The following is a 24,921-nucleotide window of genomic DNA, read 5'->3' as shown; positions in this document are numbered from 1 at the left end:
GAAGACCGGGGCGTCAAACCCCGGAGCAGGCACCGAACGACGCGAAGATCGCAACATCCAGGCGGCCAAGCAGCACCAGCGTGAGAAGCGGAACAAACGCGCCTACCGCGCACCGGAGGGCAGAGTGGTGGTCCTTGATGCCGGGAGCAACGCTGAACATCTCAGCGAGCATCTTCACGTGGGCGCGTCGCCCTTCCTGCACTTTGCAACTGACGGACGGCCGGACTGGCGTCCCGACAAAGCCTACGTCGCAAACCGTTCGCATGATCGGAACCGCGGGGCAACACCACGGAAACAGCGGCACATGATCCTTGAGGCATGAAGCCCACCGCAAGCAATCCTGCAGCGGCTGATTTGAGCTGCGAAGTCTGCGGCCTGATGCCGGAACCCACCAAGACCCGCCTCACGGTGGCCAATGTCGCCGTGATGCTTCCCATCGAGCTTCTCGTCCACGCCCTGGTGGTGGGGACGCATCTGACCTACCTGGCCAAAGTGCTGGTGCTCACCCTCACGGCCACAGTCCTGGTGATCTGGGTGGCCGAGCCGTCGGCTGCCCGTGTGCTGCGGGGCTGGCTGCATGCGCCCGCCCTGCGTCACCGCAGGAGGCTGGGCAAGGCCCCGTCGCTGTGGCGGGCGCGCACGGTGCTGCAGGACCGGCCGGGCTCGCTGCAGAAAATCACCAAGGCGCTGGCCGGCCTGGACACCAACATCCTGAGCATCCACGTCCACCCCGTAACCGGCGGCGTGCTGGACGAGTTTGTGCTGTCCGCCCCCGGAAACCTGAGCGAACGCCAGCTGCTGGATGCCCTGCACGACGGCGGCGGCTCCCGGTCCCATGTTTGGCCCACCACCGCCCTGGCCATGGCGGACGGCCAGACGAAGGCGCTGAGCCTGGCGGCCAGGATCGCCGATGCCCCGGACGAGCTTCCCCTGGCTGTGGCGGAGCTGCTCCGCGCACGGATCCTCACCCCGGCGGAGGCTGTCCTGGAAAAGCACGACGCCGGGACGCTCCTGAAGATCCCCACCGCCTGGCACGGACCCATCACCTTTGTCCGCGCCGGCGAACCGTTCACGCCGGCCGAGTCGGCGCGCGCCCACCGGCTGGCGGAACTCGCCGAAATCCTGGCCCACCGGCCCGCGGCGGCCGCCCCAACCAGGTAGCAGCAGATGTCGTTATGAAGCCTCTAAACGACGTCTGCTGCTACCTGGTTGGGCTTACATCCGGATCGTGAGGGCGGACGGCTCCAGCGTCATCAGGACATGCTTGCCCTCACCCTCATGGTCGCCGTCAAGCTGGTAATCGTCGTTGCGCTCGAGCGTGATCTCCACGGATTTGCCCTGGTAGTACTCAACGGATGTGTCCTTGCCCCGGCCCTTACCGATCATGCCGGCGACAACGGAGAACCAGCCGAGCTTGCCCCTCGGAGCCAGCACGGCCACATCCAGGAGTCCGTCGTCCATTTTGGCGTCCGGGAAGATCTCCAGTCCGCCCTGGACCTTGCCGCAGTTCCCTACCATCACACTGCGGACTCCCCGGTGCACCACGTCCTTGCCGTCGACAACGATGGTGGCCTTAACCGGCTTGCCGGGCAGGTTCCGGATGCCGGCGTCCACGTAGGCCAACCAGCCCACCTTGTCCTTGAGGTCCTCGTTGGTGTCAGCCATGATGGTCGCGTCGTAGCCTACGCCGGCCATGACCAGGAACAGCTGCTCCCTGTCAGGATCGTTCCGGCGGGCGCGGACGACGTCGATCTTCCGTTCGGTTCCCGCCAGGGCTCCGGCCATGGCACCGTCAAAGTCCGTGACGTCCATGCCCAGGTTGCGGGCCAGGAGGTTTCCCGTGCCAAAAGGGAGCAGCCCCATGGGCACGTCGCCTCCGGCAAGGACCTCGGCCACGCATCGGACTGTTCCGTCGCCGCCTGCGGCAATGACGATGTCGGCGCCCTGCTCAAGCGCTTCCTTGGCCTGGCCGACGCCAGGGTCCTCCTTGGTGGTCTCCAGCCAGATGGGCTCGTCCCAGCCGTTCTCCGAGCAGTGCTTCGCCGCCAGGGCATCCACGTCTACGTCCACCGGCTTGGCAGGATTAACGATGATCGCCGCGCGTTTGAGGGCTGGGGAACTGTTCGCTGTCATGGTGTCCTTCAGTGACGTTGGAAGTGCAATAAAGAAAGCGTACTTCCTATTTCCGGGATTCCCGCCTGCGGATGCCGGGCGGACCGGCTACGGTCGGTTTTGGAGTTGCTTGTACTGGATTTCCCGGGCCCGGGCTTCCTGGTTCCGGGCGTTGATCCGGGCCGACCGGACAATGGTGAAGACGCCGAGGGCATCAACCACGGCAATGACCGCGATCATCCAGTACAGGCCCTGCCCTGCTACCAGCACCATGCCGATCACGCCCGTGACGATTGTCATGATGACCGGCATCAGCCAGGCGGGGCGGGCAGGCCGGGACGCTGTAGACGAATCGGAGGTGGTCTGCGGGTCGCTCATGGGTACGTCTCCTCGGGAAAGTCAGCTGTGAAGGGTCACGGTTGATCCTACGGCGGGATGGTTACAGCGCCTTCACCGCGCCCAGCACCTTGGCCAGGGAATCCTTGGCGTCGCCGAAAAGCAGCGAGGTCTGCGGTTCGTAGAGCAGCTCATTCTCGATTCCCGCGAAACCGGGCCGCATGGACCGCTTCAGGAAAATCACCTGCCGGGCGGCGGAGACCTCCAGGATGGGCATGCCGTAGATCGGCGAGCCGGAGGACGTCTTCGCGGCCGGATTGACCACGTCATTGGCACCCACCACCAGCGCAACGTCCGCCGTCCGGAACTTTGAGTTGATCTCGCCCATCTCCTTGAGGGACTCATACGGCACATTGGCCTCGGCCAGGAGCACGTTCATGTGCCCCGGCATCCGCCCTGCCACAGGGTGGATGGCAAAATCCACCTCGATGCCCCGGGCCTCAAGGGCCAGGGCCAGTTCGGCAGCGGTGTGCTGTCCCTGCGCCACGGCCAGCCCGTAACCGGGCACAATGATGACGCGCTGCGCGTAGCCAAGCAGGACTGCAACGTCCTCCGCGCTGGAGGACCTGACGGGACGCTCGCTCAGGGCGGTGGATCCCGCCGTCGAACCTCCCCGGAAGGCGCCGAACAGGATGCCGGCGACGCTTCGGCCCATCGCCGCGGCCATGGCGCGGGTGAGGATGGTACCGGAGGCGCCAACCAGTGTTCCGGCCACCACCAGGAGGACGTTGCCCAACACCACGCCGGACGCGGCCACCGCCAGGCCGGTGAAGGCGTTCAGGAGCGAAATGACGATGGGAACGTCGGCCCCGCCCACCGGCAGCACCAGCAGCACACCGGCCGCCAGGCCCAGTGCCATCAGCAGCACCGCGAGCGGCAGGGCCCCGGTCAGGACGACGGCGACGGCGGTCCCCACCGCGGCGAGCAACACCACCGCCATCACCACAGGCAGTCCGGGGAACACCACCGGGCGGGTGGTCATCAGCTCCTGGAGCTTGGCGAAGGTGACCCCGGAACCGGCGAAGGACACGGCACCCACCAGGAGGGTGAAGACAACGGCGACGCGCACCCACGGATCCTCCGTATGGCCGAGCTCCAGAAGCGCCACCAGGGCTGCAGCGCCGCCGCCCACGCCGTTGAAGAGCGCCACCAGCTGGGGCATCTGGGTCATTTTCACGCGCCGGGCCACGGGTGCGGCAACGGCGGATCCCACCGCGATGGCACCGATAATCCACGGGACGTTGTCCAGCCGGGAGGACAGGAACACCGTGACCACGCCGACTAAGGCCCCGAACGCGCCGATCAGGTTGCCCCGCCGGGCGGTGCGCGGCGAGCTGAGGCCGCGGAGGGCCAGGATGAAAAACACGGCCGCGGCGAGGTAGAGGAGCGACGTCCAGACAGGGTCGAGGAGGGTCATTTTCCGTCCTCCGTGGCCGCGGCGTCCTTGCGGCCGGTTTCCTTACGGCCATGGAACATGTGCAGCATCCGGTCGGTGACCACAAAGCCTCCCACGAGGTTGGCGGTAGCCAGCACCACGGCCAGCAGCGCCACTGCAAGGATCAAGGGTTCGGCGGCCTGGCCCGCAACGATGATGGCGCCCACCAGGATGATGCCGTGGATGGCGTTCGCCCCTGACATCAGCGGTGTGTGCAGGGTGCTGGAGACCTTGGAGACCACTTCGAAGCCTACAAAGATGGCCAGTACGGTGATGGTCAGCAGGCTCATGCCGTCCATCAGGTTCCCCCTTCGCTGCGGACGCCTTCACTGCGGACGCCTTCGTTGTGGACCGTATCGTTTTGGACCGTGGGCGAATGGTCCGGCGGAGCCGGGATGAGTCCGGCGAGTGCCTCCGCCGTGGGCAGGTGCCGCACCGCGCCGTCGTGCGTGAGGCACGCACCGGCCACCACCTCGTCGTCGAAATCGGGGGCGATCACGCCGTCCCGGGCAATCAGGGCCAGCAGGTTGGCCACGTTCTTGGCGTACAGCCGGGACGCGTCCGAGGCCATCGCCGAGGGCGCATCCTTCAGCCCCACCAAGGTGACATGCCCCTGCCCGTCCGCGGTGGGCACCAGAATGTCCACGCCGGGAACCGAACCCTCCACGTTGCCGCCGGACTCCGCGGCGAGGTCGACGACGACCGAACCTGGCCGCATGGCCTGCACCATCTGGCGGCTCACCAGGAGCGGCGCGTGCCTGCCGGGGACGGCCGCCGTCGTAATCAGAACGTCCGCCTGGGCCACATGCGGCGCGAGAAGCTCACGCTGCAGGGCGCCACGGTCGGCGCTGAGTTCCCGGGCGTAGCCGCCGGAGGCTTCTGCGGTTTCGAGGTCCAGCCTGACGAACGTGCCTCCCATCGACGCGACCTCATCGGCGGACGCGGGACGGATGTCGTTGGCGGAGACGCGGGCTCCGAGCCGTTTGGCGGTGCCGATGGCCTGCAGCCCGGCAACGCCCGCCCCGAGCACCAGCACCCGGGCCGGCGGAACCGTTCCGGCGGCCGTCATGTAGAGGGGGAAGAACCGCGGCAAGCGGATGGCGGCCTCCAGCACGCAGCGGTAGCCGGCCACCAGGGCCTGGGAACTGAGCGCGTCCATGGACTGGGCACGGGAGATGCGGGGAACCAGCTCGAGGGCGAAGGAGGTGACGCCGCAGTCAGCGAGCGCCTGGACGGTGGCAAGCTCGGACGACGGCGAGGCCAGGCCCACCGTAACCGCGCCGGGTTTCAGCGAAGCGGCCACTGCCGGATCCAGCGGTCGGACGTGGGCGAGGATGTCCAGGTCGGCCGGGACCAGAACCGGGACTACGTTGGCGCCGGCATGTACGTATTCGTGGTCACTGTGTCCGGACGCATCGCCGGCTCCTGCCTCGACGATCACGTCCAGGCCCAGTCCTGTGAGTTGCTTGACCGTTTCCGGGGTGCCGGCCACGCGCCGTTCACCCTCATGGCGTTCCCGCGGTATGCCCAGTTTCACCCGCCACTCCCCTCGCAAACGAGTGCGGCAGCGCCTCAGGATCCGTGCCCATCCGGTGACCGGCAGGAACTTCGCGGAGCGGCACTGCTGCACGTAGTTGGCTAGAGTCTATGACCCCCTGCGTAAACTGGCAGCTAATTCCCCCGGATTCGCGTTTTGGGGGCATTTACTGCCAGTTCGCGCGCTAACCCCGTGCGCTCAGGTCCGCGGAGGTGAGTTCCGCCGTCGCAACGATTTCCTTTGCCACCGCGGCCAGGTACGCTTCCGGGTCCGGCTGGGCCGCGACGGACTGGGCCTGCAGGGAGACGTTCACGGCCGCTACCACCTTGGGTCCGTCATGGACCGGAGCGGCCACGGACATCAGCCCAAGCTCCAGCTCCTGGTCCAGCAGGCACCAGCCCTGGGCCCGGACTTTCTCAAGGACAGCGAGCAGTTCCCGGACAGTCCCGAGCGCCCGGGGCGTCAGCGGCTTGATCTCCGCGGCGGCGAGGTAGGCCTCAAGTTCGGCTGGCGGAAGGGCGGCAAGCAACACCCTGCCCATTGAGGTGGCATACGCCGGGAAGCGGGTGCCGACAGTGATGCCTACGTTCATGATCCGGCGGGTGGTCACCCGGGCGATGTAGGCGATGTCGGTACCGTCCAGCACCGCGGCGGAGGTGGACTCGCCCAGCTTCAGTGACAGTTCCTCGAGGTGAGGCTGGGCCAGCTGCGGGAGCGACAGGCCAGAGAGGTAGGCGTAGCCGAGCTGGAGCACCTTGGCCGTCAGCGCGAACGTCTTTCCGTCGGTACGGACGTAGCCCAGTTCCACCAGCGTGTGCAGGAAGCGCCGGGCAGTGGCCCGGGTCAGGCCTGTGCGGGCCGCGACTTCCGTGAGGGTCATCAGGGGGTGGTCCGTATCGAAGGCACGGATCACGGCCAGCCCCCGCGCCAGCGACTGCACGTACTGGTCGCCCGCCTGCGGAGCGGCCTGCGTGTCTGCTGGTGCGTGGGTCATGGTTACCAATCCTATTTGGCGCGAACGTACACTTGTGGCCCCAAAAACGCGACTCGCAAGGGGCCCCAAGTGTACGTTCGCGCAGAAGCGGGGGTCAGGGGGCGACGGCGGGGGCTGCGGTGAGCGGGACGGGCACCAGTTCCTGGAGCTCCTCGAGCGTGCAGCCGAAGGTTTCGCGGACCTGGACGCCGTCGGGGCCGGTGAGGAACACTGCTTTGTCGGTGTAGACGCGGGTGACGCAGCCGACGCCGGTGAGCGGGTAGGTGCAGGTCTCCACGATCTTGGAGGCGCCTTCGCGGGTCAGGAGCGTCATCATCACAAACACGTCCTTGGCGCCGGTGGCGAGGTCCATCGCACCACCCACAGCGGGGATGGCGCCAGGTGCACCGGTGTGCCAGTTGGCGAGGTCACCGGTGGCGGACACCTGGAACGCGCCGAGAACGCAGATGTCCAGGTGCCCGCCGCGCATGATCGCAAACGAGTCGGCATGGTGGAAGTAGGACGCTCCCGGGAGTTCGGTGACGGGGATCTTGCCGGCGTTGATGAGGTCGCCGTCAATTTCGTCGCCCTGGGCTTCCGGACCCATGCCCAGCATGCCGTTCTCGGTGTGCAGGGTGATGTCCTGGTCCGCGGTGAGGTAGTTGGATACCAGGGTGGGCTGGCCGATCCCCAGGTTCACGAACGAGCCCGGCTTGATGTCCCGTGCCACGAGCCGGGCGAGGTCATCCCGGCCCAGCGCCTTGTTGCTGGTCTGGAGGCTGGCCCGGCTGCCGGCCTGGCTGTTGGTCTGTGCGCCCATCTCAGGCCACCTTCACAATCTTGTTGACGTAGATTCCCGGGGTGACCACAGTCTCCGGGTCCAATCCCCCGGTGGGCACGACCTCGGAGACCTGGACGATGGTGTGCTTCGCGGCGGCGGCCATGATGGGGCCGAAGTTCCGGGCGGTCTTGCGGTAGACGAGGTTGCCCTTGCCGTCGGCCTTCAGCGCCTTGATCAGTGCGACGTCGGCGTGAATGGGGGTCTCAAACACCTGGCCGCGGCCGTCGATGATCCGGGTTTCCTTGCCCTCGGCCAGCATGGTGCCGTACCCGGTGGGGGTGAAGAACCCGCCGATCCCGGCCCCGGCCGCGCGGATCCGTTCGGCCAGGTTGCCCTGCGGCACCAGTTCCAGCTCGATCTCCCCGGCCTTGTACTTGGCGTCGAAGTGCCAGGAGTCCGACTGCCGCGGGAACGAGCAGATCATCTTCTTCACCCGTCCTTCCTTGATCAGCAACGCCAGGCCCTGATCGCCCTGGCCGGCATTGTTGTTCACCACCGTCAGGTCCGTGGCGCCGCAGTCCATCAGCGCATCGATCAGCTCGAACGGCTGCCCGGCGTTGCCGAACCCGCCGATCATCACGGTGGAACCGTCCCGGATCCCGGCGACGGCATCTGCCACCGTGTCTACAAAATTCAGCATGTTCCTAACCCTTCGCTCCGGCAGAGACGTTCTCCAGCACCACTGCCAACCCCTGCCCGACGCCGATGCAGATCGCCGCGACGCCCCAGCGCTCACCGGAAGCCTGCAGCGACCGGGCAAGGGTGCCCAGGATCCGGGTACCGGACGCGCCGAGCGGGTGGCCCATCGCGATGGCGCCGCCGTGCCGGTTCACGATCGAGGGGTCGATGCCCCAGGCGTTGATGCAGGCCAGGGACTGCGCGGCGAACGCTTCGTTAAGTTCGACGGCGCCGACCTGGTCCCAGCCGATGCCCGCCTTCGCGAGGGCCTTGTTCGCCGCCTCCACCGGGGCGTAGCCGAAGTACTGGGGATCGTTGCCGTGCGCGCCGCGCCCGGCAATCCGTGCCAGGGGCTCCAGCCCCAGCAGCCCGACGGCAGCCTCGGAGCCGATCCAGGCCGCGGAGGCGCCGTCGGACAACGGCGAAGCATTTCCCGCGGTGACCGTGCCGTTTTCGGTCCGGAAGACCGTCTTGAGCCCCGCGAGCTTCTCCGCCGAGGAACCGGCCCGGATCCCTTCGTCCCGGACCAGATCCGTCCCCGGCACCGGCGCCACCAGGTTGTCGTAGAAGCCCTCGTCCCAGGCGGCCGCGGAGAGGTTGTGGGAACTCGCCGCGAATTCATCCTGCTGCTCACGCGTGACGCCGTACTTCTCCCGGAGCCGCTCCGTGGCCTCGCCCAGGGAAATCGTCCAGTCCTTCGGCATCGCCTTGTTTACCAGGCGCCAGCCCAGCGTGGTCGACGCCAGGGTCATGTCGCCGGCCGGGTAAGGCTTCTCCGTCTTGGGCAGCACCCACGGGGCACGGGACATCGACTCCGCGCCGCCCACCAGCATCACGTCCGCATCCCCGGCGTTGATCTGGCGCGAGGCGATAATCGCCGCATCCAAAGACGACCCGCAGAGCCGGTTCACCGTGGTGCCCGGAATCGACACCGGCAAACCGGCCAGCAGCGTGCCCATCCGGGCGATGTTCCGGTTCTCCTCACCCGCGCCGTTGGCGTTGCCGAACACCACCTCATCGATCCGCTCGGGATCCAGCCCGGGCGCCCGCTTCACGGACTCCGTGATCACGTGCGCGGCCAGGTCATCCGGACGGACCCCCGCGAGGCCGGACCCGAACTTACCGAACGGTGTGCGAACGGCGTCGTACACAAAAGCCTGATTCATAATGCTCCTCTGATTCTGTGGGGCCCCAACTAGGTAGCAGCTGATGTCGTTATGGGGGCTCAAAACGACATCTGCTGCTACCTAGTTGGGCGGGGTGTCCGTTACGGTGCTGTCCATGTCGCGGAACACCTGCTGGGCGGTCTTGAATGCTGTGTTGGCGGAGGGAACTCCGCAGTAAATCGCGGTCTGGAGCAGGATTTCCTTGATTTCGTCCCTGCTCAGACCGTTGGTGATGGCGGCGCGGAGGTGCATTGCCAGTTCATCCCAGTGCCCGTGGGCCACCATGGCGGTGATGGTTACGGCAGAGCGCATCTGCCGCGTGAGGCCCGGGCGGGTCCAGATGCCACCCCACGCGATCCGCGTGATCATGTCCTGGAAGTCTTCAGTGAATTCGTCCTTGGTGGCGTTGGCCCGGTCCACGTGTGCGGCCCCCAGCACTTCGCGGCGGACCACCATGCCGCCGTCGTAGATCTCCTGGCTGGTTGCGTCCGGCTGGACGACGCCGTTCCGCTCCGTGCCCGGAAGCCCGTTCATTTGGCTGCCCCGTGGGATTCGCTCCAGGAAATGAGGTTCCGGAGCAGTTCAGCCACGTGCCCGGGGGCCTCAAACGGGGCCAGGTGCGCCACCCCGCCCAGCGTCACGGCGCTGGCGGTTCCCCCGCCGGCGGTGATGCCTGCCGCCACTTCTTCAGCAAACGACGGCGGCGCAACAGTGTCCTCCGCCCCGGCCAGCGCCTGCGTGGGCACCCTGATGCTGCCGAGGTCGCCGCGGACATCAAAGGATGCCAGGGCCTCGCAGCAGTAGGCGTAGCTGAAGCGGTCTGCGTCGCGGAGGGCGTGCAGGAGGCGGCTGCTCCGCGCAGGTTCGCGGTCCATGAAGCCCGGCGCGAACCAGCGCTGGGCGGAGCCCTGGATCATCACAGGGGTGCCCTGGGTGCGGACCGTTTCCGCGCGTTCCAGCCAGCCCTCCGGAGTGCCCAGCTTGGCGCCGCTGCACTGGACCGAGAGGCTCTTGAGGCGTACGCCGTGCTTGATCCCCAGCTGCAGGCCGGTGGCGCCGCCGAGCGAAACCCCGGCGTAGTGGAAAGCCGCCCCGGGTGCAATGGAGTCAACGAGTTCCACTACGGCGTCGGCGAGGTCGGCCACGTCAAAGGGTTCGGTGGCCGCCGGCGAGACACCGTGGCCGGGCAGGTCCCAGGCCACCACGTCATAGTCCGTGCCCAGCGCTGTTGCCGCGTCGGTCCATAGGAGGGTGGATGTGCCCAGGGACGGTCCGGCCACCAGCAGGGGCCTGTCCCCCAGCGGGCGCTGGGGGGAAAGCAGCACTGCCTTCAGGGTCGGTTTAGCCACGGTTTGGCTCCGTTCGCGTCGGTGGGAGCTGGATCGATGTCGGCTGAAGAATGCGATGCGGGCAGTGCAAAGTCCGGAAACGCAGCGAGGATGCGCCGGGAGATCTCAGCGGCCTGGCCCAGGTAGCTGGCCGGATCCAGGAGCTGGTCCAGACGGAGATCAGTCAGCTGGCCAACCGGCACGGCTTCGCGGAGCAGCCGCCGGTACGTGCCTGCCTGTTCCGCGGCCGGCGCCGCAAGCGTCCGGTCCACCACAACCTGCAGCTGCTGCTTGCCGGTGGCACCGTCCTTGTCCTCCAAGAGCGGAGCAACGGCGGCGCCTACCCCTTCGGCCATCAGCAGCGGACCGGCGAGGTCCAGGTTGCGGCGCATGGCATCGGGGAAAACCTGCAGGCCTTCGGCCAGTTCCTTCGCGTGGCCGGCGGCGGCCAGGGCAAGACGGAGCAGGCCGCAGAGGGCAGGCCATTCCGTGTGCCAGGCGCCGTCGGGACGTTCGTCGTTGAAGTTGGCGGCGGCCAGATGCAGCTGGGCAGCGAGCTGCGGTGCCTGGAGGGCGGCACTGCGGACCAGGACCGACAATACTGGGTTCTGCTTCTGCGGCATGGCCGAGGACACGCCCCGCCCCGCCGCCCGAGGCTCGGCCAGCTCTGCCACCTCCGGCCGGCTAAGGAACAGGACATCGGCGGCGACCTTGCCGTAGGCGTCAAGCACCGAGGCCAGTGCATGCCCGAGCGACGTGATGGCCAAACGGTTGGTGTGCCACGGCGCGGGCACCGCGGCCAGGCCCAGCTGCGCGGCCAGCGAATCCGCCAGGTCAAAGGGGGTGTACGCCGTCCCGGAGGTCAGCAAGGTTCCCGCTGCCGAGGTGCCCGCCGCTCCGCCGAACTGTACCGGCAGCTCCAACCGCTCCAACTGCCGGCCGGCCGCCGCCACGCCGTGGAACCACTGCGCGGCGCGGAGCCCGAAGGTGAACGGAAGCGAGTGCCGGGCCAGGCTCCTGCCGACGCACAGCGTGTCCGCATGCCGGTCTGCCAAACCGGCAAGCGCCGCCGTCGTAGTTTTCAGGTCCGCCAACAGCGCCTCAACGGTGTTGCGGGCCACCAGCATCAGGGCGGTATCCAGCACGTCCTGGCTGGTCAGTGACGTGTGCACCGCCTTCACGGCGCCAACGTTGGCGGTGTCCCTCGCCTGGACCTGCTTCCGCAGGTCGGCCAGGAGCGGGATCACCGGGTTGCCACCGCCCTGGGCCCGGCGTGCGATATCTGCGAGGTCGTAACGGCCTGCCTCAGCGGCGGAGGCCACGACGGCGGCGGAACCGGCAGGCGCCAGGTCCGCCTTCTCCAGCACGGCGGCCCAGCCGGCCTCGACGGCGAGGATCGCCGCCAGCACCGCGCGGTCCCCCGTCAGCGCCGCCACCAGGGGCGACGCCGAGACGGGACTTAACAGGCCGACGTCGCCGTCTGCGGTGCTTCCGATGTGGACGGGCGCTGCCGTGCCGGGGGTCTCGTTCACCGGAAGTCCAGGAAGACTGTCTCGTCCGGACCCTGCAGGTGGATGTCCCAGGTCAGACCGCCGTCAGTATCGCGGCGCGCGATCAGGGTCCTGCGGCGTCCCGGGTCCAGGGAGGACAGCAGCGGGTCCTTGGCCAGGGCGTCCTCGTTCTCCGGCAGGTAAATGCGGGTGAACAGTCGGTTCGTCAGGCCGCGGGCAAAGACGGCCACAGAAATGAACGCCGCCGCGCCGGGTGACATGGGCCCGGGGTTGACCGTCGTGAAGGTAAACACTCCCGAATAGCCCACGGCGCCGCGGCCCCAGCCAGTGAAGGTGTAGCCGTCGCGGACCAGGGATCCGGTCTTCTGGACGACCTTGCCGTCGGCGTCGGGCTGCCAGATTTCCAGGATCGCGTCCGGAACGGTCTCGCCGGCGCCGTCATAAACGGTGCCCTGGAGCCGGATGGAGCCCGGCGAGCCGGGGGCAAGGAGTTCACTGTCCTTCTCGAACGGGAGCGCATAGCCGTAGAACGGGCCGACGGTCTGCCCGGGGGTGGGAACAAGCTTCGTGGTCTGGTTGCTCATCAGGCTATTCCTCATCACCCTCTGCGCCGAGCGCTTCGTTTTCGGTCCACGTCCGTTTGGGACCGGTCAGGACGATGTCCCAGGTGTAGCCCAGCGCCCACTCCGGCTCGGTGAGGCTGTGGTCGTACTTGGCCACCAGCCGGTCCCGGGCGTCCTGGTCCACGATGGTCTGGTAGATGGGATCCAGCGGGAACAGCTGGTCGCCGGGAAAATACATCTGGGTGATGATCCGCTGCGTGAACTCCGTGCCGAACATGGAGAAGTGGATGTGGGCCGGACGCCAGGCGTTCAGGTGGTTCTTCCACGGGTATGCGCCGGGCTTGATGGTGGTGAACCGGTAGGAGCCGTCCGGGCCGGTGATGCAGCGGCCGATGCCCGTGAAGTTGGGGTCCAGCGGAGCCGGGTGCTGGTCACGCTTGTGGATGTAGCGGCCCGCGGCGTTGGCTTGCCAGATTTCCACGAGTTGGCCGGCCACCGGGCGGCCGTCACCGTCCAGGACCTTGCCTGCGACAATAATGCGCTCACCCTGGGGTTCGCCGTTGTGCTGGATGGTCAGGTCCGACTCCAGGGCGTGCACGTCCTGGTGCCCGAACGCCGGCGAGTACAGCTCGATGGTCTCGGGATCCGCGTGGTGCAGGCTCTTGGTGGGGTGCCGCAGGATGCTGCTGCGGTAGGGCGGGTAGTCCAAACGGGGCTGGGTCTCCACGGCCCCGCCGTCCTTGAGCGCCCGCGCATAGGCGTCGGCCAAGGCATTGATCTCTGCACTGAGATCGGCCTGGGTCTCGATGGCGCGGTCAGGGGGCAGGTGGCCGGCATGGGGTTCGGCGGCCGGTACGGCCTCGTCGCCGGGAAGCTGTTGGGCATTAATGTGCTGCGGCACGGCTGGCCCCTTTCGTGGTGGCTGTGGCCCTACAGTACATCAATTGTTCACACTACGCACTCATGTTCGGCATACGAACACAAGGCAGCGGGCACCCGCGTGAAAACAGCAAACGGACGACGGCGGGTCGCGCGCCAGGTGCCTAGGGCCGTCCGGTCTCGAGCACGGAGGCCAGGTCAAAGTTGACCGGCTCTTCCAGCTGTTCGAAGGTGCATGATTCGGGGTCCCGGTCGGTCCGCCACCGGGAGAACTGGGCCGTGTGGCGGAACCTCTCGCCCTCCATATGGTCGTATCTGACCTCCACCACCAGCTCGGGCCGCAACGGCACAAAGGACAGGTCCTTGCCGGCGCTCCAGCGGCTGCCTTCAGCGTTCCGCGGCGTCCGCCCGCCTTCCTCCTGCTTCGCCCACGCCCACGGGTGCCCGTCGAAATCGGTGACCAGCGGCTGAAGCTGCTCGAAAAGCTCCTGGCGGCGCTTCATCGGGAAGGCGCCGATCACGCCGACGCTGGCCAGGCCGCCGTCGTCCTTGTACAGGCCAAGCAGGAGCGATCCAATCGCATCCGGCCCGCTCTTGTGCACGCGGTAGCCGGCCACCACGCAGTCGGCGGTCCGTTCGTGCTTGACCTTGAACATCACGCGCTTGTCCGGCTGGTACGGGCCGTCCAGGGGCTTGGCCACAATACCGTCCAGCCCAGCCCCCTCGAACTGCCGGAACCACTGCTCGGCGACCGCCTTGTCCTGCGTGGCGGCCGTGACGTGGACCGGAGCAGCACTGTCCGCGAGCGCTTTTTCCAGGGCGGCCCGCCGCTCGGAAAAGGGCCGGCCGGTGTAGTCCTCATCCCCGAGTGCCAACAGGTCAAAGGCCACAAACTTCGCCGGGGTCTGCTCCGCCAGCAGCTTCACCCGGCTGGCCGCCGGGTGGATGCGCTGCTGCAGGGCATCGAAATCCAGCCGGTCCCCGGACGCGCCCACCAGGACGATCTCACCGTCCAGCACGCACCGCGGAGGAAGGTTCGCCTTCAGCGCTTCCACCACTTCCGGGAAGTACCGCGTCATGGGTTTTTCGTTGCGGCTGCCGATCTCCACCTCGTCGCCGTCGCGGAAGATGATGGACCGGAAACCGTCCCACTTGGGTTCGTAGCTAAGGGCACGCCCCGCCGGGATACCACCAATTCCGCTGACAGACTTGGCGAGCATCGGCGGGACGGGCGGCATCACGGGAAGTTTCATAGGCCCCATTCTTGCCCGGCGGCTGCGCCAGCGGTAGGCCTGGATCTGCAAAAGCCCAGCTGAAAGCCTCGACACCGTGCGCCGCAGGCCTGTAGACCTTAACGATGGTCACCGTCGGCTTTCACGCCTCGCATGAACAAATCAGCCCCCGCCAGCTCCTCAAGGACGTCCGGCACGCCGAGCAGGCAGGCTTTGACGCCGCCATGTGCTCGGACCACATCGAGCCGTGGTCCGCCCGGCAGGGCCACTCCGGTTTCGCCTGGTCCTGGCTGGGTGCCGCGCTGGCCACCACGTCATTGAAGTTCGGCGTGGTGACGGCCCCCGGCCAGCGGTACCACCCCGCCATCACCGCGCACGCCTCGGCCACCCTGGCCAGCATGTTCCCGGGCCGGTTCTGGCTGGCGCCGGGCAGCGGCGAGAACATGAACGAGCACGTCACAGGCGATGCGTGGCCACCCAAGGAGACCCGCCAGCGGCGGCTGGAGGAGTGCGTGGACGTCATCCGCCGCCTGCACCGGGGCGAAGAGGTCACCCACCACGGCCTGGTGACCGTGGAGCAGGCCAGGATCTGGGATGTTCCGGAGCCTCCGCCGCCGCTGATTGCCCCGGCCATCAGCGTGGAGACCGCACGCCGGGCGGCCGGCTGGGCTGACGGCCTGGTGACGGTGAACCAGCCGCCGGAGAAGCTGAAGCACATGCTGGCCGCGTACCGGGACAGCGGCGGGCAGGGCCCCGCCGTCCTGCAGGTGCACCTGTCGTGGGCGCCGCGGGAGGAGGACGCCGTGGCCACGGCCCTGGACCAGTGGCGGACCAACACCTTTGCTCCCCCCGTCCCCTGGGACCTGCCAACCGCAGCCCATTTCGACGGCGTCAGCGGCCACGTGGGTGAGGACCAGGTCCGGAAATCGGTGAACATCTCGGCAAGCCTGGACCAGCACGCCGAGTGGCTGGCAGGGTACGCCGCCCTGGGCTTCGACGAGCTGTACCTCCACTTTGTGGGGCAGGACCAGGCCCCGTTCATCGACGCCTTCGCAGCAGGCGTGCTGCCTCAGCTGCGCCCGGCAGGCGTTCCGGACCCACGCGTGGAAGAGGCAACGCTGTGAGGATCGCCGAGACCTCGGACCTCTGGTGGAAGAACGCGGTCATCTACTGCCTGGATGTGGAGACCTTCTTTGACGACGACGGCGACGGCACCGGCGATTTCGCCGGGCTCACCCAGCGCGTGGACTACCTCGCCGCCCTTGGCGTGACATGTATCTGGCTGATGCCCTTCTACCCGTCACCGGACCGCGACGACGGGTACGACGTCACGGACTTCTTCACCGTGGATCCGCGGCTGGGCACCATGGGGGACCTCGTGGAGTTCATCCGATCGGCCAAGGACCGGGGCATGCGCGTGATCGCCGACTTCGTGGTCAACCATACTTCCGACCAGCACCCCTGGTTCGTGGAGTCACGGAAATCGACGGACAACCCGTACCGGGACTATTACGTCTGGCGGGCGGACACTCCCCCGGACACGTCATCGGAGGTGGTGTTCCCCGGGGAAGAGACGTCCCTCTGGACCCAGGATGACGCCACCGGCGAGTGGTACCTGCACATGTTCGCCACGCACCAGCCGGACCTGAACGTGAAAAATCCAAAGGTCCGGAACGAAATCGCCAAGGCCATGGGCCTGTGGCTTGAAGTGGGACTTGACGGCTTCCGGCTGGACGCCGTGCCGTTCTTCCTGGAAACCCGCGGCCAGCCCAAGGACCAGGCCGCCGTCCTGGACCCGCACGAATACCTGGCGGCACTGCGCAGTTTCCTCAGCCGCCGCAACGGCAGCGCCGTGCTCCTGGGCGAGGTGAATCTGCCCTACAAGGAGCAGCTGGAGTACTTCGGCGGCCCGGAGGGCAACGAGCTGCACATGCAGTTCGACTTCATGACCATGCAGCACATCTACCTCTCGCTGGCGCGGCAGGACGCCCGGCCGCTGGCGGAGACCCTGAAGAGCCGTCCGCCGCTGCATCCGGACAACCAGTGGGCCATGTTCGTGCGCAACCATGACGAGCTCACGCTTGACAAACTCAGCGACGGCGAGCGCCAGGAGGTCTTTGACGCGTTCGGCCCGGAGAAGAACATGCAGATTTACGGCCGGGGCCTGCGCCGGCGGTTGCCTCCGATGCTCGGCGGAGATGCCGGCCGGATCCGCATGGTGTACTCGCTGATGTTCTCCCTGCCGGGCACGCCGGTGCTGTTCTACGGCGAAGAAATCGGGATGGGCGAGGACCTGCGGCAGAAGAGCCGCGCCGCCGTCCGCACCCCCATGCAGTGGAACGACGACAAAAACGGCGGGTTCTCCTCCGCCAAAGTGTCCGACGTGGTGGTACCCATGGTCCGGGGCGAATACGGTCCGGAGAACATCAACGCCGCCAAGGCCAAGCGGGATCCGGCCTCACTGTGGAACTTCATGGCAACCCTCATGCGGCGGTACCGGGAGTCGCCGGAGCTGGGCTGGGGAGACTTCGCCATCATCGACCAGCCCGAGCCCGCGGTCTTTGCGCACACGCTCAGCACCGACGGCGGCACCTTGGTCCTCCTGCACAACTTCGGCAAGGGCAAAGTGAAGGTCACCGGCAAGGCAGGCCCCGAGGACGCTCCGCCGCGCAAGTACAGGAACGCCATCCTGCTGGACCTGCTCGACGGCGACAACGTGCCGCTGGAGCCCGACGGCACGTTCAGCGTTGAGCTGGGCCGTTACGGTTACCGGTGGTTCCGCGTGCATCAGCCGGGCGACCGGCTGGCACCCTGACCGGCACCCCAGCTCATCCACAGTGCCGGGTCACGGCTTACAGGTCCCGGCGCAGGACCTTCACTTCCCACGGCCGGAGGTCCGTGCCGCCGTCGGGCGGGTAATTCCCCAGGACCTGGGCGGCGCCCGCCCAGGCGGGATTGCCGACGTCGGCCCTTTGGACTGATCCGGAAAAGTTGCCCAGCACCAGCAGTTCGGCGTCAGGCAACGATCGCGTGAAGGCGTAGATGTGTTCGTCGTCGGGGAGCAGCATGGTGAAGTCGCCGTAGGCCACCAAGGGATCCGTGTGGCGCAGGTCGATGACCCGGCGGTAGAAGCTGTACACCGAGTCCGGGTCGTCCACCTGCGCGGCGGCGTTGATCGTGTTGGCGTTCGGGTTCACGGCGATCCACGGCGCCCCGGTGGTAAAGCCGCCGTGGCGGGTGGCGTCCCACTGGACGGGAGTGCGCGCGTTGTCCCGGTTCAGCGGGGCCAGTGCCGCCAGTACCTCGGCGTCAGTATGGCCGAGGTGGGTGGTGGCCTCACGGTGGTGGTTCAGGACTTCAATGTCCCGGTAGTCGCTGATGGCACCGAAAGTCATGTTGGTCATGCCGAGTTCCTCGCCCTGGTAGACGTAGGGCGTGCCGCGGTGCAGGTGGAGGATGGCGGCCAGCATTTTGGCGGATAACTCCCGGAACTGGCCATCGTCGCCAAACCGGGATACGGCCCGGGCCTGGTCGTGGTTCCCCCAGTAGAGGCTGTTCCAGCCACGCTCCCCCAGCGCCTCCTGCCAGCGGCCCAAGGACTTCTTCAGGTCGGTGAGCAGGAGCTTCCTCGGCCGCCATTTGTTGCCGCCGTCCTGGTCCAGTGCCACGTGCTCGAACTGGAAAACCATGTCCACTTCCTCCCGCGCGGGATCGGTGAACAGGACGGCGTCCTCGACGGTGACACCGGGCATTTCGCCCACGGTCAGCAGGTCCTTGTCCCGGCCGGCGAAGACCTCCTGGTGCATCTCCTGGAGGAATTCGTGGATCCTCGGGCCGCAGATATAGTGCGGGCCGCCGTCGCCATAGAGCATGCCGTCAGCCCGCGGGCCGTCCGGCAGTGCCTGGTCCTTGGAGATGAAGTTGATGACGTCCATCCGGAAGCCGTCGACGCCGCGGTCCAGCCACCAGTTCATCATGTCGTAGACGGCGGCACGGACCTCCGGGTTCTCCCAGTTCAGGTCCGGCTGTTTCTTCGAGAACAGGTGCAGGTAGTACTCGCCGCTGGCGGGGTCGTACTCCCACGCCGGGCCGGAGAACGCGGAGCCCCAGTTGTTGGGTTCGGCGCCGGCAGCGCCGGGCTCCGCACCGTCCCGCGCAGGGCGCCACCAGTACCAGTCCCGTTTCGGGTTGTCCTTGGACGAGCGGGATTCGACAAACCACGGATGCTCGTCCGAGGTGTGGTTGACCACCAGGTCCATCACCAGCTTCATGCCGCGGGTGTGGAGGCCATCCAGCAGTTCGTCCAGGGTGCCGAGGTCACCGAACACCGGGTCGATATCACGGTAGTCGCTGATGTCGTAGCCGTTGTCGTCCTGCGGCGAGCGGTAGACCGGGGAAAGCCAGACGACGTCGACGCCCAGGTTCCGAAGGTAGTCCAGCCGCCCGATGATCCCGCGCAGGTCGCCCACGCCATCGCCGTCGGAATCAGCGAAGCTGCGGGGGTAGATCTGGTAGACGACGGCGCTCTTGAACCATTCCCGCCCCGCACGGCGGGCCGTTTCCGACTGGATTTCCTGGCTGGTCATGGATTCCTCCTGGTACACGGCGCGACGGGATGCAGGCTCAGTGAAAGTCTGGTTCCCGTAGGTACTGCGGTCAATGGCCCCTGCTGTGAAAGGATCAACCATGCGCGCTATGCAACACTCCAGCAAACTCCAGAACGTCCGGTATGAACTCCGCGGGCCGATCCTCCAGGCGGCCAAGAACATGGAGGCCGAGGGACACCGGATCCTCAAGATGAACCTCGGAGACACCGCTCCGTTCGGGCTGGAGACGCCGGAATCGGTGGTGGTGGACATGATCCACCACCTGCGCGACGCGCAGGGGTACAGCGATTCCAAGGGAATCTTCTCGGCCCGGACAGCCATTTCGCAGTACTACCAGACCCGCGGCCTGATGCAGATCGGGGTGGAGGACATCTTCATCGGCAACGGCGTCAGCGAACTCATCTCCATGTGCCTGCAGGCATTCATGGAGAACGGCGACGAAATCCTGGTCCCGGCACCGGACTACCCGCTCTGGACGGCCGCGGTGACCCTGACCGGCGGCACGCCGGTGCACTACCTTTGCGACGAGGCCGACAACTGGTGGCCGGACCTTGCAGACGTGGAAGCGAAGATCACCGGCCGCACCAAGGGGATCGTGATCATCAACCCCAACAACCCCACCGGCGCTGTATACCCCCGCCACGTGCTGGAACAGTTCGCCTCGCTGGCCCGAAAGCACAACCTGGTCCTGTTCTCGGACGAGATCTACGAGAAGGTGCTTTACGAGGACGCCCAGCACATCCACACGGCCGCCGTCGCTGAAGACGTGTGCTGCCTGACCTTCAGCGGCCTGTCCAAGGCCTACCGCATGCCCGGGTACCGGGCGGGCTGGGTGGCCGTCACCGGTCCCCTCGCGGCCACTGCGGATTACCGCGAGGGACTGGAGCTCCTTGCCTCGCTGCGCCTGTGCCCCAACGTCCCCGCCCAGCATGCAATCCAGACCTGCCTGGGCGGCTACCAAAGCATCGAGGCGCTGGTGAAGCCCGGGGGCAGGCTGCGCGACCAGCGCGACCTCGCCTTCAAGCTCCTCACCGCAATTCCCGGCGTCACGTGCGTCCCCGCGGCAGGAGCCATGTACCTGTTTCCCCGCCTTGATCCGGAGCTTTACCCGATCAGGAGCGATGAGCAGTTCGTGCTGGACCTCCTGCAGGACCAGAAGATCCTGGTATCCCACGGCTCAGCCTTCAATTGGCCGGCACCGGATCACTTCCGCTTTGTGATCCTCCCCTCGGTCCTGGACATCGAGGAAGCCGTGCGCCGGATCTCCACGTTCCTGGCGACGTACCGCAGCAGCGTGGCGGACTGACCCGCAGCTAGAGCGCTGTCCGTTCCTTCGCGGCGTCGATAAGCCTCTCAGCCTCCCGCAGGACGAGGGCCGCCGCCGGCGAACCGACGGGTAAGGTCATGCTCCTGGAGGGCAGGCGTACTTCGCGGTCCGGCCGCTGGCCGGCACCGGGACGGACCCCGGGAACGCCCTCCAGCGACGCCAGGCGGTCCAGTTCCTGGTCCTGGATGCCCACGGCCAGCGCGCTCATCAGCTCGGCGTCCTCGGCCGTGGCCAGGTCGCTGCCGATCAGCTGCACCAGTACCTTGATGCCTGCCAACCGGCGCTGCGGGTCCGCGTCGCTCAGGGCCGAGTCGATGCCCCACTGCGCGCGCTTCCACCATTGGTCGCGCCGGTCTGCGTGCGCCTTCTGCCGGTATGTCAGGTAGGCCACCAGGACCACCCCGAACGTGGCCAGGGGCGCCACCGCCGCGGCGCCCAGCACGGCAGTCCAGATCCCGTCCATGATCTCCATGCCACCACCTTAGGCACCCCGCCGCTGGATCAGCCGATGTGCGCGGAAACTGGCCCGGCGCCGGAATCTAACCGGCCCCTAACCGAGAGGAAACGCGGGCGCAACAATGCCCCGCCACACTGGAAGTGCCGGCAAGCGCAGGCGTCCAGCTCCAGTCCAGGAGGGTCCAGCCATGTTGAAGGAAGTCAAAGCCCATGTAACCCGGGTCCGCACCCTGGACCAGCTCCACCGCGGCGACGAAATCGAAGCCCGCCTCTCCGTGGGCCCCAGCTATGACGACGTGGTGATCCGCCGCGGCAGCGTCCAGGAGACCGCCCCGGGCATCGGCGTCGTCTGGATCATGGACCGCCACACAGGAATGCGCAAGGCGATCAATACGGACGAGTGCAGCATCTGGCGCGTCGCCTGACCCGCGGTGCCGCCGTCGGCCCCAGGAGTTGCTTCACCGGCACCATTCAACCGTGCCGGCGGGCGTAGTCAGTAAGGACTGCCCGCCGCCCGGCAGGCCTGCGCTGACGCCTTCCGCAGGGCGACAGCAGGGACCTGCGTCAGCTTTGATCCGATTGCGACGCGCCCGATCCCGACAGTGAACGCAGCCACTCGATCGCGCCGTCTGTCATGGAGTGCGAGGTACCCAGCGATTCAAGGAACAGCCGCGCCTCGCTCATCTCAAGCCCGCGTCGACGGGCGTGCGCCGGCGTGCCTTCAAGTATTCGCGCTACGAGCCCGGGGCCGGCGGGGCCAAGCTCTGAGGCAATCTGGTTAATGATCCACTCCTCGGCCCCAACAGCCCGGGCGGCCGTGACGGATTCGAGAACCGTAGCGGCAAGTCCCTTCATAAAAACGCTGCGCAGCAGCTTCAGTCCGGCGGCAGCCCCGGCCTTGTCGCCCACACTGGTGGCCGGTATCCGGAGCCCGGAGAGGACGTGCACTAACTCCCCTGCGCCTGAACCGCTCACTACCAAGGGTGTCGTGATCCGTGCCCGGGGAACCGGAGCCAGGATGGCCACGTCGGCGAAAAGGATTCCGTCCCGGTCCGCGCGCTTCGCGAGCTGCTGCTTTCGAGCAGGACCAGCGGTATTCATGTCCGCGAAGATGCCGGTCGGCTCCATCGCAGGCAGGGCCTCCTCGAGGACTGCCTCCGACGCCTCGTCACCGACGAGGCTCAACACCAGGGCAGCCCCCCGGACTGCCCCACCGATGTCGTCGGCGGGCGTGACACCCGGCGGTGCCGGAGCCAAAGGATCGGACGCACTGACGCTCAGTCCCCGCTCGGCGAGATCGGCGGCGTAGATGCTTCCGGCTTCCCCGAGACCCAAAACGGCAACGCGCATGGGAGCACTTCCCTCCGTTGGTTCTAAGATTGTAGACAAAATGGGTGCCCCTATCCGGGGCCCGTCGTTATCGGGTGATTTGGGAGTCTGAGTCGACATGTCGTCAGCGCTTGAAAGTGCTTCACCGGTGGCCGAAGCTGAAGCCGCCGTCGATCAGAGGGTGACCGACCTCATCCGTGATGCCATCATTCGGGGTGAGTACGTACCGAACCAACGGCTCGTCGAGGCAGATCTCGGCGACGTCTTCTCGGCGAGCCGGGCGACAGTGCGCATTGCGCTGCTCCAGCTCGCAGCCGAAGGCCTCGTGGAACGCCTGCCCCACCGCGGATCCCGGGTGCGGGCGATCTCCCTCGAGGAGGCCATCGAAATCCTTGAGGTTCGGATCGGTGTCGAGGGCCTGTGCGCGGCGAAGACTGCGGCAAGCATTTCCGACGAGGATGCCGAGGCACTCGGTCGCCTGCGGTCCCAGCTGATTGAATCGGTCGCCGAGGGCGACCTTGTCGAATATGCGCGCCTGAACCGTTACCTCGATGTCCGGGTCCGTGAACTCAGCAATCATGCCACCGCCTCCGACGTGCTGGCCCGATTGCATGCCCAGAGCGTCCGGCACCAGTTCAAACTCTCGTCGCGGCCGCAGCGGGCAAAGATCTCGGTGTTGGAGCATGCCGCAATCATCGACGCCGTTGTCGCCCGCGATCCTGCTGCTGCCGAGCAGGCCGTCCGCAGCCACCTGCTCAGCGTGATCGACGCACTGCGAAGCCTCTCGACGTCGGAGCCGGGGGCCCCCGCCGACAGCTGAGTCACACCTCCCTCCCGGCGTCGGGGTTTCCGGCAGCAGCGGCTGCAGCGGTTCGCCAGCCGCCGTGGTATTCGGTGCGTGCGGTGACGGCGTAAGGCGCGGGGCTGACAACTGCGCGCACACTGAACTGCTCGTGTGGTTCCACGGTGGTCTTGCTGGTTCCGCCGTCGGGTTCGCCCCAGATAACGTGGACCTCCGTGCCGATCTCGACGTCGGGATCCACAGTGGCCAGCGACAGCCCGCGCCGCTCGTTGGCGGTGACGCCGGTGAAGAGCGAAAGCCCCACGCCGGTGCCGCCGGCATCCACCACAGAGTCGTAGTTCGAGGATCCGTAGTTCGCGTTCGGCACGTCGAAGAACTGGTAGCCCATGCTGTCGCGGTCCAGGAAGGAGGCCCAGATCTTCGCGAGGTCCTCGTCGTTCCAGGCCAAGGTGACCTTCTTGCGCTGCCTGGCAGGATCGATCCGTTCGAGGGCGTCCCGTCCGATGAAGTCATGATCGAACTTCACGAACGAGCCATAGCCGAGCTCCCACGGGGTCAAGTAGTAGTCCTCGATATTCTGCGACACAAAGGAGCCGGCGAGCGCGTTGATCGCTTCGTAACTCGTCGCGGGCAACCACTCACGGTAGCCGCGTTCGGCTTCGCCGCTGTAGATCGCGGGCAACGGCGAGGGGATCCAGCCGGACTCGAGGGTGTTCGACGAGTAGGCGCGTGACCCGCACGGTTCGAGGCCGAATTCCGCGCCTGCCTCGAGCACCGCGTCCCGGACCTTTCCGTGCTGCTCATACGGCCCCCAAATCTCCAGTCCGGGTGCACCGGCCATCCCGTGGCGCAGGGTACGCACCTGCTCCCCTGCAATGCCCAGGTGGCCCATGTGGAAGAACTTCACCTGCTCGAGCGTTCCCCTGTTGAGTTTCTCGATGATCTGCCAGGCCTTCGGGCCCTGGATCTGGAAGCGGTAGAACTCGCGGTGAACCGCCTGGCCGTAAGGACGCGACGGCGACCGGTCGTCATACCTGCACTCGACGTCGTATCCTCCGGTCTCGGCGTGGAACTGGAGCCAGTTCGCGGTGGGGGCACGGCCGACGTAGACGAACTCGTTCTCAGCCAGGTGGAAGAGAATCCCGTCGCCGATTACCCCGCCGTTGGACGCCGTCGGCACGAACTGCTTGGCCGTGTTCACGGGGAAGTTTGCGAAGCTGTTGATGCCGGTATCGGAAAGGAGCTTGAGGGCGCCTGGGCCGTTCATGAAGAAGTTCACCATGTGGTGGGACTGGTCGTAGAGCACAGCGGTCTGACGCCAGGCCCGCTGCTCGCGGCGCCAGTTGGTGAACTCGGCCGGGACCACGGGGTAGATGTAGGTACCAAGTTGGGAGTTGCGCAAGAGTTCGACTGTGTTGCCTGCCTCGTCGAGAACATCCTGCAGGGTCTTCCGTGCCATGAGGTTTCTCCTTTGTGTCGGTCGGTTGTGTCCGCGCCATCAGGCTGCGCGATGGCTTTCCACCATGGGATGGCCCACGAGGTTGTAAGAGTCCGCGTCGAGATGGGCAAGGATAGCGTCGCCGATGAGGTGGACCCTGGTAGTCCACGGTGGGCCGTGCCGTCGAGTTGCGCAGCCGTCCGACCGACGAGCCCAGCCGTCCGGTCGCTTCCTGCGATGTTTGCGACACGGTGAACTCCTTTGTTCGCTGACGGCGGGGATCGCACCGGGCGATCCAGGCCGTTGCAGTA

Annotated in this window: 25 protein-coding genes and 1 pseudogene; 6 read left to right on the top strand and 20 right to left on the bottom strand. The window is 66.9% G+C overall.

The window, feature by feature from the left end; translation table 11 throughout:
• Positions 1 to 16: 16 nt before the first annotated feature.
• Positions 17 to 178: pseudogene (locus tag AU175_RS21750) on the bottom strand (FUSC family protein); the annotation flags it as partial.
• Positions 179 to 318: 140 nt separating this feature from the next.
• Between AU175_RS21750 and AU175_RS11545 the strand changes: the two are divergent.
• The gene (locus tag AU175_RS11545; RefSeq protein ID WP_066288831.1) at positions 319 to 1,161 is read left to right on the top strand and encodes an ACT domain-containing protein; all 843 of its coding nucleotides are present in this window, start codon (positions 319 to 321) and stop codon (positions 1,159 to 1,161) included.
• 54 nt (positions 1,162 to 1,215) lie between these two features.
• On the opposite strand, the gene AU175_RS11540 is transcribed toward AU175_RS11545, so the two are convergent.
• From AU175_RS11540 to AU175_RS11470, 15 genes are all read right to left on the bottom strand, one after another.
• Entirely contained in the window at positions 1,216 to 2,133 is a 918-nt protein-coding gene (locus tag AU175_RS11540) for a diacylglycerol/lipid kinase family protein (protein ID WP_066288828.1), read from the bottom strand.
• Between the two features lie 87 nt (positions 2,134 to 2,220).
• Positions 2,221 to 2,490 (bottom strand): hypothetical protein, encoded by a 270-nt coding sequence (locus AU175_RS11535; protein WP_066288826.1) that lies wholly within the window; start codon positions 2,488 to 2,490, stop codon positions 2,221 to 2,223.
• Between the two features lie 61 nt (positions 2,491 to 2,551).
• Positions 2,552 to 3,925 carry an NAD(P)(+) transhydrogenase (Re/Si-specific) subunit beta gene (locus tag AU175_RS11530; RefSeq protein ID WP_066288825.1) on the bottom strand — a complete coding sequence of 458 codons (1,374 nt, stop codon included), beginning with the start codon at positions 3,923 to 3,925 and terminating at the stop codon, positions 2,552 to 2,554.
• Positions 3,922 to 4,242, bottom strand: coding sequence for an NAD(P) transhydrogenase subunit alpha (locus AU175_RS11525; RefSeq protein ID WP_066288820.1), 321 nt, complete (start codon positions 4,240 to 4,242; stop codon positions 3,922 to 3,924). Before AU175_RS11525 ends, AU175_RS11530 begins: the two co-directional genes overlap by 4 nt.
• The gene (locus tag AU175_RS11520; protein ID WP_082979125.1) at positions 4,242 to 5,480 is read right to left on the bottom strand and encodes a Re/Si-specific NAD(P)(+) transhydrogenase subunit alpha; all 1,239 of its coding nucleotides are present in this window, start codon (positions 5,478 to 5,480) and stop codon (positions 4,242 to 4,244) included. The genes AU175_RS11525 and AU175_RS11520 overlap by 1 nt, the downstream gene beginning before the upstream one ends.
• A 184-nt stretch (positions 5,481 to 5,664) precedes the next feature.
• On the bottom strand, positions 5,665 to 6,474 hold the full coding sequence (locus AU175_RS11515; RefSeq protein ID WP_066288818.1) for an IclR family transcriptional regulator domain-containing protein: 810 nt from the start codon (positions 6,472 to 6,474) through the stop codon (positions 5,665 to 5,667).
• 94 nt (positions 6,475 to 6,568) lie between these two features.
• Complete coding sequence (locus AU175_RS11510; RefSeq protein WP_066288816.1) at positions 6,569 to 7,273, bottom strand: 3-oxoacid CoA-transferase subunit B; 705 nt, start codon at positions 7,271 to 7,273, stop codon at positions 6,569 to 6,571.
• A gap of 1 nt (position 7,274) precedes the next feature.
• A complete protein-coding gene (locus AU175_RS11505; protein ID WP_066288811.1) occupies positions 7,275 to 7,934 on the bottom strand; it encodes a 3-oxoacid CoA-transferase subunit A in 660 nt (219 codons plus the stop codon).
• Positions 7,935 to 7,938: 4 nt separating this feature from the next.
• Positions 7,939 to 9,138, bottom strand: a complete 1,200-nt coding sequence (locus AU175_RS11500; protein WP_066288808.1) for a thiolase family protein — start codon at positions 9,136 to 9,138, stop codon at positions 7,939 to 7,941.
• An 81-nt stretch (positions 9,139 to 9,219) separates the two neighbouring features.
• Entirely contained in the window at positions 9,220 to 9,672 is a 453-nt protein-coding gene (gene pcaC, locus AU175_RS11495) for a 4-carboxymuconolactone decarboxylase (protein ID WP_066288807.1), read from the bottom strand.
• Positions 9,669 to 10,487, bottom strand: coding sequence for an alpha/beta fold hydrolase (locus tag AU175_RS11490; protein WP_066288805.1), 819 nt, complete (start codon positions 10,485 to 10,487; stop codon positions 9,669 to 9,671). Before AU175_RS11490 ends, pcaC begins: the two co-directional genes overlap by 4 nt.
• Entirely contained in the window at positions 10,469 to 11,998 is a 1,530-nt protein-coding gene (locus tag AU175_RS11485) for a lyase family protein (protein WP_442855296.1), read from the bottom strand. Before AU175_RS11485 ends, AU175_RS11490 begins: the two co-directional genes overlap by 19 nt.
• On the bottom strand, positions 11,995 to 12,561 hold the full coding sequence (gene pcaG / locus AU175_RS11480) for a protocatechuate 3,4-dioxygenase subunit alpha (RefSeq protein ID WP_066288802.1): 567 nt from the start codon (positions 12,559 to 12,561) through the stop codon (positions 11,995 to 11,997). The genes AU175_RS11485 and pcaG overlap by 4 nt, the downstream gene beginning before the upstream one ends.
• A gap of 4 nt (positions 12,562 to 12,565) precedes the next feature.
• Positions 12,566 to 13,441 (bottom strand): protocatechuate 3,4-dioxygenase subunit beta, encoded by an 876-nt coding sequence (gene pcaH / locus AU175_RS11475; protein WP_066288800.1) that lies wholly within the window; start codon positions 13,439 to 13,441, stop codon positions 12,566 to 12,568.
• A gap of 142 nt (positions 13,442 to 13,583) precedes the next feature.
• A complete protein-coding gene (locus tag AU175_RS11470) occupies positions 13,584 to 14,672 on the bottom strand; it encodes an ATP-dependent DNA ligase (protein WP_066288796.1) in 1,089 nt (362 codons plus the stop codon).
• Positions 14,673 to 14,776: 104 nt separating this feature from the next.
• Here AU175_RS11470 and AU175_RS11465 point away from each other — a divergent pair, with 104 nt between their 5' ends.
• Both AU175_RS11465 and AU175_RS11460 read left to right on the top strand, forming a co-directional pair.
• Positions 14,777 to 15,775, top strand: coding sequence for a TIGR03885 family FMN-dependent LLM class oxidoreductase (locus AU175_RS11465; RefSeq protein WP_066288793.1), 999 nt, complete (start codon positions 14,777 to 14,779; stop codon positions 15,773 to 15,775).
• Complete coding sequence (locus AU175_RS11460) at positions 15,772 to 17,466, top strand: alpha-amylase family protein (RefSeq protein ID WP_066288791.1); 1,695 nt, start codon at positions 15,772 to 15,774, stop codon at positions 17,464 to 17,466. Before AU175_RS11465 ends, AU175_RS11460 begins: the two co-directional genes overlap by 4 nt.
• Before the next feature lie 37 nt (positions 17,467 to 17,503).
• Here the strand turns inward: AU175_RS11460 and AU175_RS11455 are convergent, their stop codons facing one another.
• Positions 17,504 to 19,237 (bottom strand): glycoside hydrolase family 13 protein, encoded by a 1,734-nt coding sequence (locus AU175_RS11455; RefSeq protein ID WP_066290998.1) that lies wholly within the window; start codon positions 19,235 to 19,237, stop codon positions 17,504 to 17,506.
• A 100-nt stretch (positions 19,238 to 19,337) separates the two neighbouring features.
• On the opposite strand from AU175_RS11455, the gene AU175_RS11450 reads away from it, so the two are divergent.
• Entirely contained in the window at positions 19,338 to 20,564 is a 1,227-nt protein-coding gene (locus AU175_RS11450; protein ID WP_066288789.1) for a pyridoxal phosphate-dependent aminotransferase, read from the top strand.
• A gap of 7 nt (positions 20,565 to 20,571) precedes the next feature.
• On the opposite strand, the gene AU175_RS11445 is transcribed toward AU175_RS11450, so the two are convergent.
• Positions 20,572 to 21,057, bottom strand: coding sequence for a hypothetical protein (locus AU175_RS11445; RefSeq protein WP_066288787.1), 486 nt, complete (start codon positions 21,055 to 21,057; stop codon positions 20,572 to 20,574).
• Between the two features lie 172 nt (positions 21,058 to 21,229).
• Here AU175_RS11445 and AU175_RS11440 point away from each other — a divergent pair, with 172 nt between their 5' ends.
• Entirely contained in the window at positions 21,230 to 21,466 is a 237-nt protein-coding gene (locus tag AU175_RS11440; RefSeq protein ID WP_066288784.1) for a hypothetical protein, read from the top strand.
• Between the two features lie 139 nt (positions 21,467 to 21,605).
• On the opposite strand, the gene AU175_RS11435 is transcribed toward AU175_RS11440, so the two are convergent.
• Complete coding sequence (locus AU175_RS11435; RefSeq protein WP_066288781.1) at positions 21,606 to 22,391, bottom strand: NAD(P)-dependent oxidoreductase; 786 nt, start codon at positions 22,389 to 22,391, stop codon at positions 21,606 to 21,608.
• Positions 22,392 to 22,488: 97 nt separating this feature from the next.
• On the opposite strand from AU175_RS11435, the gene AU175_RS11430 reads away from it, so the two are divergent.
• Positions 22,489 to 23,190: a GntR family transcriptional regulator gene (locus AU175_RS11430; protein ID WP_066288778.1), complete on the top strand. Its 702-nt coding sequence runs from the start codon at positions 22,489 to 22,491 to the stop codon at positions 23,188 to 23,190.
• A gap of 1 nt (position 23,191) precedes the next feature.
• Here the strand turns inward: AU175_RS11430 and ligM are convergent, their stop codons facing one another.
• Entirely contained in the window at positions 23,192 to 24,631 is a 1,440-nt protein-coding gene (ligM, locus tag AU175_RS11425) for a vanillate/3-O-methylgallate O-demethylase (protein ID WP_066288775.1), read from the bottom strand.
• Positions 24,632 to 24,921: the final 290 nt, after the last annotated feature.

It is taken from the genome of Arthrobacter sp. B6 (assembly GCF_001663775.1).
GTDB lineage: Bacteria > Actinomycetota > Actinomycetes > Actinomycetales > Micrococcaceae > Arthrobacter.
The sequence above is the reverse complement of the archived record's forward strand: the minus strand, read 5'-3'. Positions and strand labels throughout refer to the sequence as shown.

Bases quoted from the DNA above. Each gene is read 5' to 3' on its own strand.
- AU175_RS11530 (WP_066288825.1), bottom strand. From the start codon at position 3,925: ATGACCCTCCTCGACCCTGTCTGGACGTCGCTCCTCTACCTCGCCGCG.
- AU175_RS11545 (WP_066288831.1), top strand. From the start codon at position 319: ATGAAGCCCACCGCAAGCAATCCTGCAGCGGCTGATTTGAGCTGCGAA.
- AU175_RS11510 (WP_066288816.1), bottom strand. From the start codon at position 7,273: ATGGGCGCACAGACCAACAGCCAGGCCGGCAGCCGGGCCAGCCTCCAG.
- AU175_RS11515 (WP_066288818.1), bottom strand. From the start codon at position 6,474: ATGACCCACGCACCAGCAGACACGCAGGCCGCTCCGCAGGCGGGCGAC.
- ligM (WP_066288775.1), bottom strand. From the start codon at position 24,631: ATGGCACGGAAGACCCTGCAGGATGTTCTCGACGAGGCAGGCAACACA.
- AU175_RS11470 (WP_066288796.1), bottom strand. From the start codon at position 14,672: ATGAAACTTCCCGTGATGCCGCCCGTCCCGCCGATGCTCGCCAAGTCT.
- AU175_RS11535 (WP_066288826.1), bottom strand. From the start codon at position 2,490: ATGAGCGACCCGCAGACCACCTCCGATTCGTCTACAGCGTCCCGGCCT.
- pcaG (WP_066288802.1), bottom strand. From the start codon at position 12,561: ATGAGCAACCAGACCACGAAGCTTGTTCCCACCCCCGGGCAGACCGTC.
- AU175_RS11525 (WP_066288820.1), bottom strand. From the start codon at position 4,242: ATGGACGGCATGAGCCTGCTGACCATCACCGTACTGGCCATCTTTGTA.
- AU175_RS11435 (WP_066288781.1), bottom strand. From the start codon at position 22,391: ATGCGCGTTGCCGTTTTGGGTCTCGGGGAAGCCGGAAGCATCTACGCC.
- AU175_RS11455 (WP_066290998.1), bottom strand. From the start codon at position 19,237: ATGACCAGCCAGGAAATCCAGTCGGAAACGGCCCGCCGTGCGGGGCGG.
- AU175_RS11500 (WP_066288808.1), bottom strand. From the start codon at position 9,138: ATGAATCAGGCTTTTGTGTACGACGCCGTTCGCACACCGTTCGGTAAG.
- pcaC (WP_066288807.1), bottom strand. From the start codon at position 9,672: ATGAACGGGCTTCCGGGCACGGAGCGGAACGGCGTCGTCCAGCCGGAC.
- AU175_RS11440 (WP_066288784.1), top strand. From the start codon at position 21,230: ATGTTGAAGGAAGTCAAAGCCCATGTAACCCGGGTCCGCACCCTGGAC.
- AU175_RS11505 (WP_066288811.1), bottom strand. From the start codon at position 7,934: ATGCTGAATTTTGTAGACACGGTGGCAGATGCCGTCGCCGGGATCCGG.
- AU175_RS11430 (WP_066288778.1), top strand. From the start codon at position 22,489: ATGTCGTCAGCGCTTGAAAGTGCTTCACCGGTGGCCGAAGCTGAAGCC.
- AU175_RS11445 (WP_066288787.1), bottom strand. From the start codon at position 21,057: ATGGAGATCATGGACGGGATCTGGACTGCCGTGCTGGGCGCCGCGGCG.
- AU175_RS11450 (WP_066288789.1), top strand. From the start codon at position 19,338: ATGCGCGCTATGCAACACTCCAGCAAACTCCAGAACGTCCGGTATGAA.
- AU175_RS11465 (WP_066288793.1), top strand. From the start codon at position 14,777: ATGGTCACCGTCGGCTTTCACGCCTCGCATGAACAAATCAGCCCCCGC.
- AU175_RS11540 (WP_066288828.1), bottom strand. From the start codon at position 2,133: ATGACAGCGAACAGTTCCCCAGCCCTCAAACGCGCGGCGATCATCGTT.